We start from the raw sequence: 19172 nt of genomic DNA, 5'->3' as shown, positions 1-19172 counted from the left end.
TGTGGTCCCCGGCCGGATTGGTCCCCGATGACGGGGCGGAAGTGGACCTCTCGACGGGCCGCCGTCCTTCCTAGCGTCGGTGCCATGAACGCCGTCACCACGCGCGGGGCCCTGCTCGCCGCGCTCGCCTGTGTCCTCGTCGGAGGCTCCTTCACCGCCAACAGCGTCCTCGGCGACTACCCGTACGCGGGCGGTCAGTTCCTGCGGTACGCACTGGCCTGTCTGCTGCTGGTGCCCCTGGCGGGCCGGGGCTCCGCCGCGAAACTGCGGTCGCTCCCGCCCCGCGGGTGGGCCCGGCTGGCGCTGCTCGCCGCGGTCGGCATGGTCGGGTTCAACCTGGCCGTCCTGGCCGCGGAGCGGACCGCGGAGCCGGCGGTGCCCGGCGTCCTCGTGGGCTGCGCGCCCGTGGTGGTCGCCGTCCTCGTCCCTCTGCAGGGCGGCCGACGGCCGAGGCGGGCGGTGCTGTACGGTGCGTCGGCGGTGGCCGTCGGCGCCTTCGCCGTGCAGGGCTGGGGGCGTACGGACGGTGCGGGCCTGGCCTTCTCACTGTGCGCGCTGGTCGGGGAGGTCGGGTTCGCCGTACTGGCCGTGCCCGTGCTGCGGCCCCTGGGGCCCCGTCTGCTGTCCGCCGCGGTGTGCGGTGTCGCCGCGGTCGAGTCGGCGGCGGTCGGGCTGCTGCTCGACGGGTCCGCGTGGCTGCGCCGCCCGGACGGGGTCGAGGCGACGGCGCTGCTGTGGCAGGCGGTGGTGGTCACCGTCATCGGCTTCGTGTGCTGGTACACGGGCATGCAGCGGATCGGCGCCGAGCGGGCCACCCTGTTCTCCGGTCTGATCCCGGTGGCGGCGGCGTGCACCGCGCCGCTCGTCGGCACCGGCTCCTACGGCGCGGCTCAGGCGGTGGGCAGCGCCCTGGTCGGCGCCGGGGTCGCCCTGGGGTCCGGCGCGCTGCGCGTACCCGTACGACTGCGCCGGCCCCGTGCCCTGCCCGAGCGGGCCGGCACCTCCCCGGGCGGAGAACCGGACGTCCTCACCGGGACCCCGGACCGGTGAGCCGGTTCCGCCCCGCGGCCCGGAGTTCCCTGTCCACCTCCGCCCGCTCCTCTCCCGGCACCGAGGTCGGCTCGGTGGCCACGTCCGGACAGTCGATCGTGGCGCCCGAGAGGACCTGCGCCCGGCCGTCGCCCTGTCCGCCCTCCTCCGTCGCGGAGGCGTGGACGTTGGCCGCCGTCATCCCGCCGCCACCCAGGATCAAGGCGAATACGGCGAGGGTCGCACGCTGTTTGGGGCGTCTGCGTATGCTGCGCGCCGAGGCAGTACTCCTGCGCTTCTGTTGCGGGAAGTGGGCAGGGGATTCCCACGCCCCACACGCAGGTGGGCCACAGGGTGCTCGAAGGGCTCACGGTTTCTTCGCGAATCCCCGGGACAACGGCCCCGCGCACCCCGGTTCCCCGCCGGGGTCATGCGGTCCGGCGGGGAACCGGGGACAGGAGCGGTGAGGCGCCGACGGGTCAGCCGAAGTCCACGTCACTGCACAGGAAGTACGTCTGATCCATGTGCGAGGCCTGCCAGATCGTGTAGACGACGTGGCGGCCGCTGAGACCTGAAGTGCTCACCGGGATCGAGTAGTTCTGGCTGGGCGCGTACGCGCCGGTGCGGGTCACCAGCCGGAGGTCGTCCCAGCCCAGCTGCTGGGTGGCGGGGTCGAAGCCCTGCCGGGTGACGTAGACGAGGAAGTAGTCCGCGCCGTGGCTGGCCTGGTCGTACAGCTTGACGGTGAAGTCGTCGTTCACGTTCGTCGTCTTCCAGGCGCCCACCGTGTCCAGGGAGTTGTAGCGTCCGCCCTCGGTGCGCCCGCCGCTGCACAGCTGGCCGTCGGGGACGACGGCCTGGAAATCGCCTGCGGAGCCGTTACGGTAGAGGCCGTTCCAGTTCCACATGGCGTTCGGGTTGTCCTGCCACGCCTGCCAGCACATCGGGTCCTGCTGGGCCATCGCCGGGTTCTGGAAGTCGCTCCCCCAGCGCAGCCAGCAGCCGTAGTTGCGGGAGGCGGGGTCGACCACCGAGCCGTGGGCGACGGCGGTACCGCTCCAGGGAATCAGACAGAGCAGCGCGGCGACGACGACGCTCAGGGCGAGAGACAGACGGGACCGGAACGGTAATGCGTCATGACCATGCCAAGTCATGGGCTCCTTCTTTCCGTCGTGGGGGCCGTGGGGGTGGGGAGCGCATCCGCACCCGTTGTGGGAGCGCTCCCAGTGCACAGGCTGCGCCCCTCGAAGCGGAGCCGCAATGCGCATTCACGCCGCTTCCGCTCCCCCGTGGCGCGTTCGACACGTTCGACGGGGACGGGACCGGGCCCCTCAGAGCACGCCGAGGTCGTGCGTCGTACGGCCGAGGCAGACGACCGAGTCGTCCATCGGAACGTCGATCTCCTCGAAGCCCATGCGGTCGTAGAAGGCCCGGGCGGGCTTGTTGGCCTTCGCCATGACGAGGTGGACGGACGGCACTCCCCCGTCCCGCAGCGCCCCGAGGAAGGTCCGCATCAGCTGCCGTCCGTAGCCGCGCCCCTGCCACTCGGGCAGCAGGTCGATGTGCAGGTGGGCCGGCCAGTCGGCCAGTTCCGGGACGACCATCCGCTCGGGGTGGTGCAGGAGCCGGACGATCGCCTCGTCCGGGGTGGTCGGCGGACCGGACGGCTCGGGGTGGCGGTCGGCGACCAGGGGCAGCCACGCGGCCCGGAAGGCCCTGGCGAAGCGGACGGTGTCGGCGGTGCCGACGATGTAGCCGACCGCCCGGCCCCGGCCGTCGTCCAGCACGAAGGCCAGCTCCGGCTCCAGATGGACGTAGGGCGCCGCGAAGGTGTCGGGGAAGACACCGGGGTCGGCGTAGTGGGGCCGGCTGTCCTGGCCGTTGTGCGCGGTGCGGATGCAGATGCCGTCGAGGGCCGGCCGGTCCTCGCGGCGGTACGGGCGGATCCTGGGGGGCTCGGTCACGCCTGGCATCCTGCCCACTTGGGAGCGCTCCCACAACTCCTTTCCCGACAGGCCGGGGCCCGGGCTTAGCTCGCCGGTCCCTGGTTACCCGGGACGCATGAAGCTGCATATCCCGGGACGGAACGGCCCGCGGGCCGACGAGGGTACGACGGACGACCCCGGACCCAGCGACGCGGTGGAGCAGGCAGCGCCGAACACGCCGGCCAAGCTGCCGAAAGGGGCGTGGGGCGCGGCGTTGAAGGGCAGTCTGCGCGAATTCAAGGACGACGAGCTCATCGACCGGGCCGCGGCGCTGACGTACTACGGCGTGCTGTCGCTCTTCCCGGCGCTGCTGGCCCTGGTGTCGATCCTGGGCCTCACCGGCAGGTCGACCACGGACAAGGTGGTGGAGAACCTCCAGGAGCTCACCGCCCCGGGCGCGGCCCGCGACATCATGACCCAGGCGGTGGAGCAACTGCAGGGCCGGGCGGGCATCGGTTCGGTCGTGGCGATCGTCAGTCTGCTGCTGGCCGTCTGGTCGGCGTCGGGTTACGTGGCGGCCTTCATGCGCTCCTCGAACGCGGTCTACGACATTCCCGAGGGGCGTCCGGTCTGGAAGGTGCTGCCGGTACGGATCGGGGTGACGGTCGTACTGATGGTGATGGCCGTGATCAGTGCGCTGATCGTGGTGTTCACCGGTGGCCTCGCCCGTCAGGCGGGCGATCTGCTCGGGCTGGGCGACACCGCGCTGACCGTGTGGTCGATCGCCAAGTGGCCGGTGCTGGTCCTGTTGGTCACCATAATGGTCGCGCTGCTGTACTGGGCGGCCCCGAACGCCAAGGTCAAGGGCTTCAGGTGGATCACCCCGGGCAGTTTCCTGGCGCTGGTGATCTGGCTGCTCGCTTCCGCCGGGTTCGCCCTCTACGTCGCGAACTTCGGCTCGTACAACAAGACGTACGGCACGATGGCCGGTGTCATCGTGTTCCTGATCTGGCTGTGGATCTCCAACCTGGCCATTCTGCTGGGTCTGGAGTTCGACGCGGAGATCGCCCGGCAGCGGGCCATCGCCGGGGGCCATCCGCCCCAGGCGGAGCCGTACATGCAGCCGCGCGACACCCGCGCCTGGGACGAGCAGGACCGACGGCGCATGGACGAGACCTGAGGGCACCCGCGGATCAGTCCATCAGGCCCGCTGCGACCGTGGCGCCCAGCGGCTCCCAGCACCGCTCGACGGCGGCCCTGTCCGGCTCGCCGGTGACGGTCACGCCGTCGGCGGCGCGGCGCCGGCCGGGCCCCGTCGTGATCGACTCGATGCCCCGCACCGCTCCCGTGGCGTCGTTCCCGCCGTGCGCGTAGTAGCCGAAGGACCGGCCCCGGGTGGTGTCCAGGCACGGGTGGTACACCTGGTCGAAGAAGTGCTTGAGCGCCCCCGACATGCAGCCGAGGTTCGCCGGGGTGCCGAGGAGGTGACCGTCGGCATCCAGGACGTCGGTGGCGGGCGGCGCCGCCCGCCGCACCACCCGGAACGTCCCCGATCTCCGGGGCGCCGGCGCCGGAGAGGACGGCCTCGGACATCGCCTGGCAGTTCGGCGAGGGCGTGTGGTGGACGATCAGCCGGGTCGGCACACCCCGACCCCGCCGTGCCGGTCCGCGTGTCCGCAAGCCGCCGCGGTCGGCGTCCCGTTGTGATCGCGGGACGGGGATGGCACGATACCCGGCATCGGTACGCGGAGACGGGGTGTGTCTTGGTCGACGAGGATCACGGGTCGCCGGCGGCGGTGTTCGACGCGCTGGGCGGCGAGTACGAGAAGGCGTTCGCCTCCTCCTCGGCGCACCGGGCGTCGCTGGATCGGCTGCTCGAAGGGCTGGCGCCCGGCAGCAGGGTGCTGGACGTGGGCAGCGGGACGGGCCGGCCCACGGCCGCCGCGCTCGCCGGGGCGGGTCACCGGGTGCTGGGCGTCGACGTGTCCCCGGTGATGGTGGAGATCGCCTCCCGGCAGGTTCCGGAGGCCGAGTTCCGGTGTGCCGACATCCGCCGGACGCCGCTCGAGGCCGGTTCGCTCGACGCGGTCTGCGTGTACTTCGCGCTGCTGCAGATGCCCCGCGCGCAGCAGTCGGAGCTGGTGCGCAGGCTGGCGCGGGCGCTGCGGCCGGGCGGCCTGCTGGCGCTGGCCACCGTACCGCTGGACGTCGAGGAGTTCGAAGGCGTCTTCATGGGGCAGGACGTGCGCGTCACCAGCTTCGCGGCCGAGGACGTCGTCGCCCTGGTGCGCGCGGCGGGCCTGACGGTGGAGTCGCAGGAGAGCGTCGTGTTCACCCCGGCCCACCCCGACGCCCGGCCGGAGCCACAGCTCTTCCTGCACTGCCGCCGCGAGGGGGCGTGACTCCTCGGCGGTCGGTGTGACGGGTCGTCAGGATTGTCCGGCGCGCAAACAGGTACCCGCACCTCCGTTCCCCATCGGAAAGCGAGGTAGCCGGCGCATGTCGCAGGTAGAGGAATCCATCGAGGTCGACGTCCCCGTCCGCACCGCCTACAACCAGTGGACCCAGTTCGAGAGCTTTCCGGAGTTCATGGACGGCGTCGAGCGCATCGAGCAGCGCAGCGACACGCTGACCCACTGGGTGACCAGGGTCGGGGGCGTGGAGCGGGAGTTCGACGCCGAGATCACCGAGCAGATCCCTGACGAGCGCGTCGCCTGGACCACGGTCGGCGGCGAGGCGAGGCAGGCCGGCGTCGTCACCTTCCACCGTCTGCGGGACACCACCACCAAGGTGATGCTGCAGATGGACTTCGACCCGCAGGGTGTGACCGAGAGCGCGGGCGACAAGCTCGGCTTCGTCAAGCGGCAGGTCAGCGGCGACCTGAAGCGGTTCAAGGAGTTCATCGAGCGGCGCGGTCTGGAGACGGGCACCTGGCGCGGCGAGGTCTGACCGCCGCAAGGCGGCGCCCCGCCCCTCCCGTCGTCCCGGCTCCGCCCGGCACGACGGCCCTCGCGGTCCCGGCCTTCGGGCCGGGACCGCTGCCGTCCACGGCAGATACTTCGGCCCACCCGGCGGTCTGGAGGCCGGACCCGTCGGGCACGGCCGCCGAGGCCCCGGCGGTGGCCGCCCCGTTCCGAGGTCGCCTCAGCCCGTCATGCGCTTGCGCCACCTCGGCTCCACCCGGCGCCACTCGGCCTCCCATTCGGCCAGGCGCCGCAGGTGCAGCCGGGCGCGGACCAGCCGGCCGCCGAGCAGGACCAGCCCCCCGGCGGCCGTGGTGCCGGCCACGACGGTCCGGAACCGTGCTTCCGCGCCCTCGGGCGGTGCGGGGACCGGCCTACCCGCGGGGTCCGTCCACACGGTGACCTCCGTGCCCGCCGGGCTCCCCGGTTCGACCTCCGCGCGGCCCGTGCGGTCGGTGCCGTCGGAAGCGGTCCACCGCACCTTGGCCCATACGCCGCCGTCCCCGCTCTCCGTCACCGACGCGGACAGCCCGACGGCGTCCTCGGCCAGTACGGCGGGGACGGGGGTGGCCCGCTCTCGACGACCACGTCCGACGTCCGCGCCGAGCCCGCCGGTGAGGTCCGCGATCAGCCGCTCGGGGCCCTCACCGGCGTCGGCGACGGCCTCGGCCCCGAGCTCCGTCGCGGCCTGCAGCCGGGAGGCCGCCACGTCCACGGCGACCACGCGTTCGGGTCCGAACAGCCGGGCGGTGGCGAGCCCGACGGACCCGGCACCGACCACGACGACCGTGTCACCGGGACGCACCCGCCCGTTGAGCACGCCCACCTCGTAGGCGGTGGGGAAGATGTCGGCGAGCAGCACGGCGTCCTCGTCGGCCACCGCACCGGGCAGCGGGTGCACCGACAGGTCGGCGTACGGGACACGCACGTATTCGGCCCGGGTGCCGTCGACGAGGTGGCCGAGGACCCGGCCCCCGCCGCCCCGGCACTGGCCGTACACGCCCTCCCGGCAGTGCAGGCGGAGATGCAGGAGACCAGGACGCGGTCCCCCGGGCGCACGCGCGGATGTCGCCGCCGGTCCCGACGGTCTCGCCGACCGCCTCGTGGCCCAGGACGGTGCCTGGGCGGATCTCGGGCACGTCGCCCCTGAGGATGTGCAGGTCCGTGCCGCAGATGGTGACGGCGTCGACGCGCACGATGGCGTCGCCGGGTTCCTCGACGGCCGGGTCGGGGACCTCCTCCCAGGCGGACCGCCCGGGGCCGTGGAAGACGTAACCCTTCACGCCGGTCCTCACCCTTCTCGCTCGGCGCCGGGCGCGCCCGCGCCCGCCTGCGGGCCCCGGTCGGGTTCCGGGACCGCCCCGCACTTCCAGTCCGGCGGCACGGAGGCGGATCCGCCGGGGTGGGACGGACCGTCAGGCCACCGGGCGGGCGAGGCCCGTGTGCGGGAGGTGGCGGGCCCGTTCGGCGGCGTCGCCGAGGCGCAGGGCGAGGCGGGCCGCGGTTTCGTACAGGTGGTGTACCGCCCGGAGGCGTTCCAGGCGCGGGGCGAGGACCGACAGGGTGATGGCCAGGGCGACGCCCGCCCAGGCGACGGGGCCGAGCGGGACGCAGCCGAAGAAGTGGCTGACGCCCGGGGTCTGGACGAGGGCGGCGAGCACGGCTGCCGAGCCCAGGGCCGTCGTCCACACCAGAGGGCTGTGGCGGCGCCCGGAGAGGGTCTGCGCCAGCTGGGCGCCGACCACCCCGCACAGGGCCATCGTGGTGGAGCGGCGTTCGGTGCCGGGGGTGAGGCGGCCGATCAGGTAGGCGGTGACCGCGCCGAGGCAGGTGGTGACGCCCCGGCGCCGGATGGAGCGCAGCAGGGGCGCGCCCAGGACGTCGAGGCCCATCGGGCCGCTCGCGGCGTGCGCCGCCGTCGACGGGTCGTCGCTCGGCGTCACCGCCACCGCCATGGCGGGGAACATGTCGGTGAGCAGGTTGACCAGGAGCAGCTGACGGGTCGACAGCGGCGAGGACCCGGCGAGCAGGGTGCCCAGCACGCTGAAGCCGACCTCGCCCGCGTTGCCGCCGATGAGGATGCTGACCGCGTCGGCGACGCTGCGCCACAGCGCGCGGCCCTCGCCGACGGCGTCCACCAGGACGGACAGGTCGCCGGTGGTGAGCACCAGGTCGGCGGCGTTGCGGGCGGCGGCGGAGCCGCGGGCCTCGATGCCGACGCCGACGTCGGCGGCGCGGATGGCGGCGGCGTCGTTGGCGCCGTCGCCCGCCATCGCCACCACCCGGCCGGCCTGTTGCAGGGCCTCGACGACGTGGAGTTTCTGCTCCGGGGCGACCCGGGCGACGACTCCGGCGCCGTGCAGCGCGCGCACCCGGTCCGAACGGCCCATGGCGACCAGGTCGTCCCCGGTGACCACCTCCGTCTCCTCGGGCCAGCCCAGTTGCAGGGCGATGGCGCGGGCGGTCTCCGGGTGGTCGCCGGTGAGCATGACGGGCAGGATGCCGACCCGGCGCAGCTCCGTGAGCAGTTCCCGCGAGGTGTCGCGGGGTACGTCGGCCAGGGCGACCAGTCCGGCGAACTCCAGGTCGGCGAGGTCCGCGTCGAGTTCGGCGTCCACGTCGCTCCCCCGGCGGGGGCGCCGGGCGACGGCGAGGACGCGCAGCCCCTGGCCCGCCAGGGTGTGGGCGGTGTCGGCCACCTCTTCGGGAAGGTCCCGGCAGGCGGGGAGCACCGTCTCGGGGGCGCCCTTGACGACGAGGAGCGCGGCGTCGCCGTCCCGGCCGACGGCCGCCGCGTAGCCGCGGCTGGCCTCGAAGGCCAGCTCGCCCTCGGCGGTCCAGTCGGCATCGGGCGGGGCGACATCGAGGACGGCCTCGTCGGTGGCGTGGGCGACCCGGCGACCCTCGCCGGTCTCCTCCTGCGGGCAGGCCCGCGCGGCGAACCGTACGACCGCTGCGGCGTCCTCGGCGTGCGGGGCGAGGACGGAGCCGTCGGCGGTGGCCACCCGGACCAGGCGGAGCCGGTTCTCGGTGAGGGTGCCGGTCTTGTCGAAGCAGACGGTGTCGACCCGGCCGAGCGCCTCCAGGGTGCGCGGAGTGCGGACCAGCACGCCCCTGCGGGAGAGCCGGCGGGCGGCGGCCGTCTGGGCGACGGTGGCGACCAGCGGCAGCCCCTCGGGGACGGCGGCGACGGCCACGGCGACACCGCCGCTGACGGCACGCCGGAGCGGGCTGCCGCGCAGCAGGGACAGGCCGGTCACCAGCGCACCGCCGGTGAGGGTCACCGGGAGGGCCTTGCGGGTCAGTTCCTGCAGGCGCGCCTGGACTCCGGCGGGCGGCGGGGTGCGGGCGGCCAGGGCGACGGCGCGGCCCGCCTCGGTGCGGTCGCCGGTGTCCACGACGAGCGCGTCGGCGCGGCCGGCCACGACGGTGGTGCCCTCGAAGACCATGCAGGTCCGCCCGGCGACCGGCGCGCCCGGGGTGGGGGCCAGGTCCTTGGTGACGGGCAACGACTCGCCGGTGAGCGACGACTCGTCGACCTCCAGCCCGTCCGCCTCCAGCAGCCGGGCGTCCGCCGGTACGACGTCGCCGACGCCGAGGCTGATCCGGTCCCCCGGCCGCAGCCGGGCGGCGTCGACGGTGACCGTACGGCCGTGGGCGACCTGGCGGCGGGCCTTGGGTCGCTGGTGCGCGGCGAGCCGGGCGAGCGCCCGTTCGGCGCGCAGCCGCTGGAGGCCGCCCGCGACCGCGTTGATGTCCATGGCCCCGACGACGAGCAGCGCGTCGACGAGCGAGCCGAGCAGCGCCGAGGCGACCGCCCCGGTGGCCAGGACGGGGGTGAGCGGGTCGTCGAGTTCGCGGCGGACGGCGCCGGCCGCCTGCCAGGTCCAGCGGGCGGGGGCGGCCGCGGGCGTGCGGGCGAGCCGCGCGGCCCGCTGCCGGGAGCGTTCGGCGAGCAGGGCGAGTCCGCCGGGTTCGGCCCCGGTACGGGTGTCGCGCAGCAGCTCCTGCGCCTCGTGCGGTTCCAGGGCGTGCCAGGGCACGTGCAGCCGGGGCTCCGGCGGCGTGGCACGGGCCACCCGCAGGGCCTCCGTCCAGCCGCTGAGCAGGGCGCCCGCCGCCGCGACGTTCACCGGGGCGTGCCGGGTGAGCCGCTGCCACAGCCGGCCGCCGGGTGTACCGCCGCGGGCCACCATCAGACCGGACAGGGCGGCGCCGGCCCGGGCCAGGGTCTGCGAGCGGCGGCCGACCCGGCGGGCCGCCGGGACGGCCGTCAGCAGGCGCCAGACGTCGGTCAGTCCGTTCGGGGCGAGCGCGTCGGCGCCCCAGGCGAGCGCCGAGCGCGCGTCCGTGAGGGCGATCGCCACATCGCCGGCGGGCAGCCCGTCCGCCACGTCGCCGGCGCCGTGCGCGGCCACGCGGGCGACGCTCACCACGATGTGCCCGTCGTTCTGCAGCGCCCGTACGACGTCGCCGAACGGCAGGCCGGCGGGGGCGACCTCGTCGGCGAGGCGGGTGATGTCCTTCAGGCCAAAGCCGCCGGCGACCACGACGTGCAGCCCGGCCCGGCGGGCCGCGTCGAGGACCGCTTCGGCGCAGGGGTCGACGGGATCCTCGAACCCCGCGGACGCGCCGTCGGCGGGCCGCGCCCGGCCGCGCAGGGCGTCGGCGTGCAGGACCAGGGAGTCGGCGATCCCCAGCTGCCGCAGCCGGTCCCCGCCGCGGACGAGGACACCGGACCTGGCGAGATGGGTGCCGAGGACCGCGTCGAAGGCGGCGGGTCCGTAGCGCGCCGCCTTGGGGGATCCGGCGAGGACGGCTTCGGCCGCCTCCCGGGTGTCGTGGGTGACGAGGAGGGTGGCGGCCGCGCCCGCGACACTGCCGGTGCCGGCGTGTGCCGCGTACGCCTGGGCGGGTGTCACCCGCAGGGGCGGGCGGATGCCGGTGGGGCGGGGGAGGCTGGTGCGCCGTTCGAGGCAGACGTCGTCGTGCAGGGATTCGAAGGCGGCGGCCCGGGCGGCCGCCTCGGTCAGCTGGCCGAGGCGCAGCAGTCCGTCGAGCACCAGTGACACGGGGGACTGCCCGGCGCCGTGTGCGGCGGCGTTGGCGGCGGCGAGAAGGAGTTCCGCGCCGCCGCGGCCGAACCGCTGCCGCAGCAGGGCGCGGAAGCGGGGGTTCTCGCGCAGCAGTGTGACGGCGGCGGTGACCGGCTTGGGGGTCGGCGGCAGGCGCAGGGACCGGCCCGCCAGAGCGCCGGCCGCGCCGACGGCGTCCAGCAGCAGCGCGGCGGCGGCGACCCGCACCTCGCGGGCGTCGCCGGGGTGGACCGGGTCGCCCTCGTCCTCGGGGCCGGCGTCCTCGGTCAGTCCGAGGCGGGCGGCGAGCGCGACGGCACGCTCGCCCACGCGGTCGCCGGCCGCGTCCGTCACGGCGGTCACCACGAGCCGGGCCAGCCCTTCGTCCCAGTACGCGGACAGCACGTCGGGGTGGTCGAGCAGTTCGGCGGCGACCTCGCGGGCGAGCGGGGCGACGGCGCCGTCCTGGTGCCGCAGGGCCAGGTGGACGCGGTGCCCGGCCCGCCAGTGCCGGTCGCCGCCGAGGGCGTTGCGGGCGACGTGGCCGAGGCGGCGCGTCGTGTCGTGGGCGGACGTCATGCCCTGTGCGGTGCCGCGGGCGGCGTCTGCGGCGGCTCCCGCCACGGCCCCGGCCAGGGGGGCGACGTCGAAACGTGTGAGCATCTGCGGGGATCCCGTCGGCCGCGGCTCAGCCGGTGTGCCGGGCGTCGCGCGGCTGTCCGGGGGCGGCGCCCGGGCCCGGTCGGGGGTCGGGGTGCGTGCCGTGGCGCCGGGTGGCGCCGGCGACCTGTTTCAGGGCCGAGGCGGTGGAGGTGTCGCCCACCTTGGCGGGCTGTTCGCGCACGGGGCGCTCCGCCCGGTCGTCGCGGTCGCGGAAGGGGGCGAGCCGGTCGCCGGGCCCCGCGGGCTGCCGGTCGCCGGGTGTGCCGTTCCCGGCCGGTGTTCCGTGCCGTCCGTCCGCGCCGGCCGGCGCCCCGGAGTCCTGCCCGCCGTCCGGCCGTACGGGGCGCGGCCGGGTGAGCCAGGCGACGGCCGCGCCGGTCAGCGCCACCGGCCATTCGACGACGCCGGTCGCGCCGAGCACACCGGCTCCGGCGTAGACGGCCATCCGGCGCCCGCGCGGGGACACCGCGCCGATCGCGTCCAGGGCGCCGCCGGCCACCCTCCCCGCCTGCTCGATGCCGGGCAGTCGCCGCAGGCCCGAGGTGACGGCCCGCAGGGGCTGCGGAAGATCGGACGGACGAGACGTGTCCTGGTCCATGTCGGCCTCCATGAGCGGGTCCCGCACGGGCACCCATCACCTTCCCCGCCCTTTGATCCATATTCCGCCCTTATCATCGTAAATGCTCTTTTTGTACGCCCATGGCTGCGAGACCGCCGTGCGGCACCCCGGTCCGGGCTCCGCCTTTCGCCCGCGCCCGTGTCGGAACGGGTACGCCGGGTACTAGGGGCGGGCACCCGGCGGCCGTGCGGACCGCCCGGTCCCCGAAGGGAGTGGTCATGACGGAGAACGGCGAGGACGCCACACCCGCCCGGCCCTCGGGGTCCCGGGAGCTCCGCCTGGCCACGGACCCCCCGGGACCGGTGCCGGCGCACGCCGTGCGGAGCGGCGCACGCGCCCAGGAGGACGACCCTGAACTGCCCCGCGACCGCAATCAGGCGATCCTGGAGGCGGCCAAGCAGGTCGGCGCGGTGCTCAAACGGGGCGGGCACCTGTTCGCGCTGGCCGGCAGCGTCGCCGTCCACGCCCACGGCGGCAGCGGGAACCTCCAGCACGACGTCGACTTCTGCGTCCGGCCCGAGGACGCCGAGTCGGTGGCCGCCACGCTCCGCGAGGCCGGGCTGACGGTGTACGCCCCTCCCGAGGACTGGCTGATCAAGGCCACCTGCTTCGGCCAGGACGTCGACCTCATCTTCGAACTGGCGCACCGGCCCGTCTCCACCGAGATGCTCCGGCGGGCGCCGGAACTGCCGGTGGAGTCGGTGCGCATGCCGGTCCTGGCGCCCACCGACCTGCTGACCGGCCTGCTGGCCGCCTTCTCGGAGCACCACTGCGACTTCGGGGCCGTCCTGCCCATCGCCCGCGCCCTGCGCGAGAAGGTCGACTGGGAGCGGGTGCGGCGCGACTGCGGGGACGATCCCATGCCGGCCGCCTTCTTCTTCCTCCTGGAACGCCTGAACGTCATCTGAACGTCCGCGGAAGGAGCGCTCATGAACACCCACGACGCCGGACCGGCGGGCGGCGCACCGGCGGCAGCGGGCCCGGAGTACCGCATCGCCCACCTCCAGGACCGTCTCGCCTCCGGCGAGCTCGGCGAACTCGGCGTGCGGGTCGAGGTCCGCGGCGGGGCCGTACTGGTCACCGGGACCGTCCCCTCGGCCCACTGCCGCGAGGAGGTCCTCGGCACGGTGCGCGAGGAGCTCACCGGACTCGAGGTGCACTGCGACATCGTGGTCAGCGAGACCGCGTCGCCCGATCACGCGGAGGAGCTGTCATGATCCGGATCGCCGCCGTCGGCGACATCCACATGGGGCCCGACACCCGGGGCACGCTGCGCCCCGCGTTCGACACCCTGCCCGGGTGCGCCGACCTGCTGCTGCTGGCCGGGGACCTCACCCGGCACGGCACCGTCGGGGAGGCCCGCGTGGTGGCCGACGAGATCCGGGGCCTGGGCGTCCCCGTGATCGCCGTGCTCGGCAACCACGACCACCACGACGACCGGCAGGACGAGGTCACGGCCGTCCTGCGGGACGCCGGCGCCCATGTCCTGGAGGGCGAGTCGGCGGTGGTGCGGGCCGGCGACGCACGCGTCGGGGTGGCCGGCACCAAGGGGTTCGGCGGCGGATTCGTCGGGGCGAGCGCCGGGGAGTTCGGCGAGCCGGTGATGAAGGAGTTCGTCCGGGTCTCCCGCCGGTGCGCCGACGGTCTGCGGGCCTCGCTGGAGAAACTGGACCAGGAGGGCTGCGACGTCCGGATCGCCCTCACCCACTACTCCCCCGTGCCGGAGACCCTGGCCGGGGAGCCGCTGGAGATCTATCCGTTCCTGGGCAGCTACCTGCTGGCGGAGGCGATCGACACGGCCGGCGCCGACCTCGCCGTGCACGGGCACGCGCACGCCGGCAGCGAGCACGGCATGACGACGGGAGGCGTGAAGGTGCGCAACGTGGCCCAGCCGGTCATCGGCCGCGCCTTCCACGTCTACCATCTGCCGGTCCGCGACCGCGCGGGCGCCGGTTCGGGAGCGACGACCGTCTGACCCGACGCCCCAGCGCCGCCGGTCGCACCGGCGGCGCTTTTCTCTGTCCCGGACCGGGCCCGCGTACCGCCTCCCGTGTGAACGCCCGGCAAGGCGCGCACGTTTCGCGCATTCTGTCCGCTTAGCATGCAGGCTCCGTGTCCCGTGGCCCGAGTCGCCACACACGCGCCCGGGGCACGGCCGCGCTCGCCTGTCCGCGCCGTCGTCGGCCTGCGCCCTCCGTCCACCCGCCCGACCCGTACGAGAGGACACCCGATGGCGCCGTCGGGCCGTACCGGACCGCCGTCCGACCTCGTCCCCACCCCGCACGACGCCGAACTGCGCGCTGCCGCACGGCATCCGGCCCGCCGCCGCTTCCTCACCGTCACCGCCGCGGCCGCCGCCCTCGCCTTCACCACCAGCCTCCCCGCGCGCGGCGCCTTCGCCACGCCCCGGCTCGCCGCGGCCCGGATCACCCGGGACCCGTTCACGCTCGGCGTCGCCTCCGGGGACCCGCTGCCCGGCTCGGTGCTCATCTGGACCCGGCTGGCCCCGGCCCCCTTCGAACCGGACGGGGGCCTCGGACAGCAGCAGGTGGAGGTCTCCTGGGAGGTCGCCGCCGACGAGTCCTTCTCCCTGCTCGTGCAGCGGGGCACCGCCCTCGCCCACCCCGAGTACGGGCACAGCGTGCGCGTCGACGTACAGGGCCTGACCCCGGGCGGCCACTACTACTACCGGTTCCGCACGGGCACCTGGATCAGCCCCGCCGGCCGTACCCGCACCGCTCCTCCGGCCGGCGCGGACACCGCGAGCCTGAGACTGGCGGCGGTCGCCTGCCAGGCGTACCACGACGGCTACTACACGGCGCACCGGCACCTCGCGCAGGAGGACGTCGACGTGGTGTTCCACCTCGGCGACTACCTGTACGAGTACGCCGTCGACTCCGCGGGCGGCGCCCGCGGCTACACCGAGGTCGCGCTGCCGACCGTGTTCGACCGCGAGGCGACGACGCTGGCGGACTACCGGATGCGCTACGCGCTCTACAAGAGCGACCCCGACCTGCGGGCCGCGCACGCCGCGCACCCGTTCGTCGTCACCTGGGACGACCACGAGACCGAGAACAACTACGCGGGCGCGATCGACGAGAACGACAGCGACCCGGCGCTGTTCCTGCCCCGCCGCGCCGCCGCCTACCGCGCCTACTGGGAGAACCAGCCGCTGCGCGCCGACCAGCTCCCCAAGGGCCCCGACGCCCGGCTGTTCCGCCGGCTGCACTGGGGCGGCCTCGCCCAGTTCGACGTCCTCGACACCCGCCAGTACCGCTCCGACCAGGCCTACGGCGACGCCCCGCACGTTCCCGGCCCCGAGTCGGACGACCCGGCGCGCACCCTCACCGGGGACGCCCAGGAGCGCTGGCTGCTCGACGGGTGGGGCACGTCGACGGCGCTGTGGAACGTGATGCCCCAGCAGGTGTGCTTCTCGCAGCGCAGACTGGACCTGAACGCCGAGGCGAAGGTCTCCATGGACGCCTGGGACGGCTACCGCGCCGGTCGCGGCCGTCTGGTGGCGGGCGCGAAGGCGGCCGGTGTCGCCAACTGGCTGGTCCTCACCGGCGACGTCCACGTCGCGTACGCCTTCGACATCAAGGACGACTTCGACGACCCCGGCTCCGCCGTCCTGGGCACGGAGCTGACCTGCACCTCCGTCACCAGCGGCGGTGACGGCGTGGAGCACCCGGCCAACTGGGACACCTACCTGCGGGCCAACCCCCACCTGAGGTTCTACGACGGCCGGCGCGGCTATGTGCGCGTCGAGCTGGGCCGGGAGAACGCCCGGGCCGACTACCGGATCGTCCCGGTCGTCACGACGCCCGGCGCCCCCGTCTCCACGGCCGCCTCCTTCGTCACCGAGGTGGGCTCACCCGGTCTGACGCCGGCCTGACCCGTCCGGGTGTCCGAAGTCGTACACGTGTACTGCACTTGGCGTCCGCACGTGTCCCGAACGCGGTAATCCCGGCGTGTCCTGGCATCGTGCCGGATGCCACGGGCAAGGACTGAGTCCCCTCCGCAGCTCCGCACCACGAACGAAGGAGACGCACCGAATGGTCCTCAGACACGCCCGGGCCGCACGCCGGTCGGCGTTCACGGCGCTCGGCATCCTCGTCCTCGTCGGACTCCCCTGTGCCGCGGCGGCCGGCCCCATGCCCGCGGCGGAGCCGGCGCCCGGCGCCGCCCAGACCCTCGGCGCCGACCGGCCGTCGCCCCACCTGCTCGCCGCCCTCCGGCGCGATCTGCGGCTGGACGAAACCCAGGCCTCCGAGCGGCTGGTCAACGAGGCCGAGGCGGGCACCCGCGCGGGCCGGCTGCGCAACGCGCTCGGCGACCGGTTCGCCGGCGCCTGGGTGCAGGGCGCCACGTCCGAGGAGCTCACGGTCGCGACCACCGCCGCCGGGGACGTGCCGGCCATCGAGGCCCAGGGCGCCACGGCCAAGGTGGTGCGGCGGACGCTGGCCGGACTGGAGGCGGCCAAGGCGAAGCTGGACGCGGCGGCCGAGCGCGCCCGGTCCCTCGACACGCCCGTCTGGTACGTCGACGTGCCGAAGAACCAAGTCATGGTGCAGGCGATCAGCCAGGAGGCCGGCGCCGCCTTCGTCAGGGCCGCGGGACTGGAGAGCGAGGACATCGGCATCCGGACGACGACGGCACGGCCGCGCCTGCTGCAGGACATCACCGGCGGCGACGCCTTCCACGTCGACGGCTCCGCGCGCTGCTCCGTGGGCTTCTCCGTCACCGAGGGCGAGCAGGGCGGGTTCGTCACCGCCGGTCACTGCGGCAGGGCCGGCGCGACCACCACCGGGTACGACCGCACCGCGCAGGGCGTCTTCCGGGCCTCCGTGTTCCCCGGCGAGGACATGGCGTGGGTGGCCACCGACGCCCAGTGGACGCCCACGCCGGACGTCAGGGCGCAGGAGGGCCAGAAGGTGCAGGTCACCGGTTCGGCGCAGGCGCTCGTCGGGGCGTCGGTGTGCCGTTCCGGCTCGACCACCGGCTGGCACTGCGGAGTCATCGAACAGCACGACACCAGCGTCCGTTACGCGGAGGGCACGGTCGACGGGCTGACCAGGACGACGGTGTGCGCGGAACCGGGCGACTCCGGCGGGCCGTTCGTGGCGGGCGCCCAGGCGCAGGGCGTCACCTCCGGCGGATCCGGCGACTGCACCGACGGCGGTACGACGTTCTACCAGCCGGTCAACCCGATCCTCGGCGACTTCGGTCTCACCCTGACCACCGCCGCCGCGGCGCGGACCACGCCGGGCGGCCAGGACGACGGAGCGCAGGCGTGGGCCGCGGGCCGGGTCTACGAGGTGGGTGCCACGGTGACCCGTGACGGTGTGCGCTACCAGTGCCTGCAGACCCACCAGGCGCAGGACGCGTGGGCGCCCGCCGGCACCCCTGCGCTGTGGCAACGGCTGTGACGGTGTGACCGGTCCCCCGCCGGCGCCGGACGAGGCGCGCCGCTTCTCCCCGACGTGATCCCGTCGCCCCCTCGGCGTGCCGAGGGGGCGACGGGATCACGGGGCGACGGCGGGCGGGCGTACGCCGGACAGGAGTACGCCGCTGTGCGGGCGGGTCGGGACCCGGTGCAGCGGGATCGTGAGGTTCTGCTCCGGCACCGTGTACTCCGTCCGGGCGAGCCGCACCGCGAGCGCCTCCAGCACGCCGACGGTGATGCCCTCGCCGGGGCAGCGGTGGCCGGCGCCCGGGTCCCCGCCGCCCTGCGGGATCAGTTCGTCGCGCTCCGCGGACCGTTCGAGGAAGCGCTGCGGGCGGAAGGCGTACGGATCGCCCCACAGCGACTCGTCGTGGTTCTGCCCGTACACGTCGAGCATCACCAGCCCGCCGGCCGGAACCCACTCGCCTCGCCAGTACAGGTCCCGGGCGGCCAGGCCGCCGAGGAACGGCACGAACGGATAGAAGCGGCGCACCTCGTGGGCGAACGCGGCGGTGAACCGCATGTCGCCGTCCGCCAGGGGCGCGCGGTGCTCGGGCCACTTGTGCAGGGCGTGCGCGGTGAAGGCGACGAACCAGGCGACGGCGGTCGTCGGGCGGACGACGTTGAGCAGTTCCACCCCGGCGGTCTTCTCGTCGAGCGGTTCGCCGTCCGCGTCGCGGTGCCGGCACACCAGGTCGAGGACCGAGCCCGCGGGGGCGGTGACCGTGCCGGACCGTACGTCCCCAACCAGCCGACCCAGCCGTTCCTCCTGCCGGGAGCGGGCGCGCCGGGCCCTCAGATGGCGCGGTCCGGCGGTGGCGAAGCCGTCGACCATGGCGGTCATGTCGCGGGCCGTCGCCTCGGCGTCGGCGTCGTCCAGGGGTATGCCGGCCCACCGGTGGGCCCCGGTGGCGAGCACCGTGCTCGCCTCGTCGAAGAGCACGACCGAGCCGCGCCGGCTCCAGGCGGGTACGGCCTCGTCCCAGGCGGCGGTGACACGGTCGACGAGGCCGGCGATCCGGCCGGGTTCGAGCAGTGGCAGGAACAGGGACTTGCGGGTGCGGTGGGCGACGCCGTCCAGGGTGTGCACCGCCTCGTGGCCGAACAGGGTGGCGAGTACGGGTTCGGGGATGGCGCGGTGCCGGTGCACGTTCCGTTCGTCGTAGAAGAACCGCACCGCTTCGGGGCCGCGCAGGGCGAGCGCGGGCCGGCCCAGGATCCTGGTGCGGACCACGGGGCCGGGAGTGTCGCGCATCCGGTTGGGCAGCCAGGCGTAACCCTCGGCCAGCAGCGGCAGGGTGCGGTCGATCAAAGGGCGGCTGAGTACGTCCATGGCCCTCGGGTGCCCCCGGGGGTGCCGGAACACTCCGGGCGGACGGGGCGCCCGGTCGGATGTGGCCCGGACCACGTTCCGAAGGAGGCCGGGGTCATACCGGGGCGGGCGGGGCGGCG

The 19172-nt window shown here is 74.9% G+C and carries 15 protein-coding genes and 3 pseudogenes; 9 read left to right on the top strand and 9 right to left on the bottom strand.

Annotated features, from left to right (window positions below; translation table 11 throughout):
• The first annotated feature begins 84 nt into the window (after positions 1-84).
• Positions 85-1050 (top strand): DMT family transporter, encoded by a 966-nt coding sequence (locus KYY02_RS19105; protein ID WP_371239394.1) that lies wholly within the window; start codon positions 85-87, stop codon positions 1048-1050.
• On the opposite strand, the gene KYY02_RS19100 is transcribed toward KYY02_RS19105, so the two are convergent.
• The 3 genes from KYY02_RS19100 to KYY02_RS19090 all read right to left on the bottom strand — a co-directional run bounded on the left by KYY02_RS19100 (position 1028) and on the right by KYY02_RS19090 (position 2993).
• On the bottom strand, positions 1028-1231 hold the full coding sequence (locus KYY02_RS19100; RefSeq protein WP_371239392.1) for a hypothetical protein: 204 nt from the start codon (positions 1229-1231) through the stop codon (positions 1028-1030). The two genes, KYY02_RS19105 and KYY02_RS19100, sit on opposite strands and share 23 nt — an antisense overlap.
• A 277-nt stretch (positions 1232-1508) precedes the next feature.
• Positions 1509-2183 carry a lytic polysaccharide monooxygenase auxiliary activity family 9 protein gene (locus KYY02_RS19095; RefSeq protein ID WP_371239390.1) on the bottom strand — a complete coding sequence of 225 codons (675 nt, stop codon included), beginning with the start codon at positions 2181-2183 and terminating at the stop codon, positions 1509-1511.
• Positions 2184-2360: 177 nt separating this feature from the next.
• Positions 2361-2993, bottom strand: a complete 633-nt coding sequence (locus tag KYY02_RS19090) for a GNAT family N-acetyltransferase (protein WP_371239388.1) — start codon at positions 2991-2993, stop codon at positions 2361-2363.
• Positions 2994-3090: 97 nt separating this feature from the next.
• Here KYY02_RS19090 and KYY02_RS19085 point away from each other — a divergent pair, with 97 nt between their 5' ends.
• The gene (locus KYY02_RS19085) at positions 3091-4134 is read left to right on the top strand and encodes a YihY/virulence factor BrkB family protein (RefSeq protein ID WP_371239386.1); all 1044 of its coding nucleotides are present in this window, start codon (positions 3091-3093) and stop codon (positions 4132-4134) included.
• A gap of 13 nt (positions 4135-4147) precedes the next feature.
• Here the strand turns inward: KYY02_RS19085 and KYY02_RS19080 are convergent.
• Positions 4148-4598 (bottom strand): annotated as a pseudogene (locus KYY02_RS19080) (flavodoxin family protein).
• Between the two features lie 119 nt (positions 4599-4717).
• On the opposite strand from KYY02_RS19080, the gene KYY02_RS19075 reads away from it, so the two are divergent.
• Together KYY02_RS19075 and KYY02_RS19070 are read left to right on the top strand one after the other, a co-directional pair.
• Complete coding sequence (locus KYY02_RS19075) at positions 4718-5356, top strand: class I SAM-dependent methyltransferase (RefSeq protein WP_371239384.1); 639 nt, start codon at positions 4718-4720, stop codon at positions 5354-5356.
• Between the two features lie 97 nt (positions 5357-5453).
• A complete protein-coding gene (locus KYY02_RS19070) occupies positions 5454-5903 on the top strand; it encodes an SRPBCC family protein (RefSeq protein ID WP_371239382.1) in 450 nt (149 codons plus the stop codon).
• Between the two features lie 195 nt (positions 5904-6098).
• Here KYY02_RS19070 and KYY02_RS33970 read toward each other — a convergent pair.
• From KYY02_RS33970 to KYY02_RS19055, 4 genes and pseudogenes are all read right to left on the bottom strand, one after another.
• Positions 6099-6491: pseudogene (locus KYY02_RS33970) on the bottom strand (Rv1733c family protein); the annotation flags it as partial.
• 18 nt (positions 6492-6509) lie between these two features.
• Positions 6510-7200 (bottom strand): annotated as a pseudogene (locus KYY02_RS19065) (alcohol dehydrogenase catalytic domain-containing protein); the annotation flags it as partial.
• A 132-nt stretch (positions 7201-7332) separates the two neighbouring features.
• Entirely contained in the window at positions 7333-11655 is a 4323-nt protein-coding gene (locus KYY02_RS19060; protein ID WP_371239380.1) for a cation-translocating P-type ATPase, read from the bottom strand.
• A 25-nt stretch (positions 11656-11680) separates the two neighbouring features.
• A complete protein-coding gene (locus KYY02_RS19055; RefSeq protein ID WP_371239378.1) occupies positions 11681-12280 on the bottom strand; it encodes a hypothetical protein in 600 nt (199 codons plus the stop codon).
• A gap of 212 nt (positions 12281-12492) precedes the next feature.
• Between KYY02_RS19055 and KYY02_RS19050 the strand changes: the two genes are divergently transcribed.
• From KYY02_RS19050 to KYY02_RS19030, 5 genes are all read left to right on the top strand, one after another.
• Positions 12493-13182 (top strand): nucleotidyltransferase family protein, encoded by a 690-nt coding sequence (locus KYY02_RS19050; protein WP_371239376.1) that lies wholly within the window; start codon positions 12493-12495, stop codon positions 13180-13182.
• A gap of 21 nt (positions 13183-13203) precedes the next feature.
• Positions 13204-13491, top strand: coding sequence for a BON domain-containing protein (locus KYY02_RS19045; RefSeq protein ID WP_371239374.1), 288 nt, complete (start codon positions 13204-13206; stop codon positions 13489-13491).
• Positions 13488-14249: a metallophosphoesterase family protein gene (locus KYY02_RS19040; RefSeq protein ID WP_371239372.1), complete on the top strand. Its 762-nt coding sequence runs from the start codon at positions 13488-13490 to the stop codon at positions 14247-14249. The genes KYY02_RS19045 and KYY02_RS19040 overlap by 4 nt, the downstream gene beginning before the upstream one ends.
• 255 nt (positions 14250-14504) lie before the next feature.
• Positions 14505-16169 (top strand): alkaline phosphatase D family protein, encoded by a 1665-nt coding sequence (locus tag KYY02_RS19035; RefSeq protein WP_371239370.1) that lies wholly within the window; start codon positions 14505-14507, stop codon positions 16167-16169.
• Positions 16170-16329: 160 nt separating this feature from the next.
• Complete coding sequence (locus tag KYY02_RS19030; protein WP_371239368.1) at positions 16330-17703, top strand: trypsin-like serine protease; 1374 nt, start codon at positions 16330-16332, stop codon at positions 17701-17703.
• A gap of 96 nt (positions 17704-17799) precedes the next feature.
• Here KYY02_RS19030 and KYY02_RS19025 read toward each other — a convergent pair whose 3' ends face one another.
• The gene (locus tag KYY02_RS19025; protein WP_371239366.1) at positions 17800-19053 is read right to left on the bottom strand and encodes a cytochrome P450; all 1254 of its coding nucleotides are present in this window, start codon (positions 19051-19053) and stop codon (positions 17800-17802) included.
• Positions 19054-19172: the final 119 nt, after the last annotated feature.

It is taken from the genome of Streptomyces pimonensis, from assembly GCF_041380215.1.
GTDB lineage: Bacteria > Actinomycetota > Actinomycetes > Streptomycetales > Streptomycetaceae > Streptomyces > Streptomyces pimonensis.
Note: the sequence above shows the minus strand (reverse complement) of the source record. Positions and strands in the feature narration are given on the sequence as shown.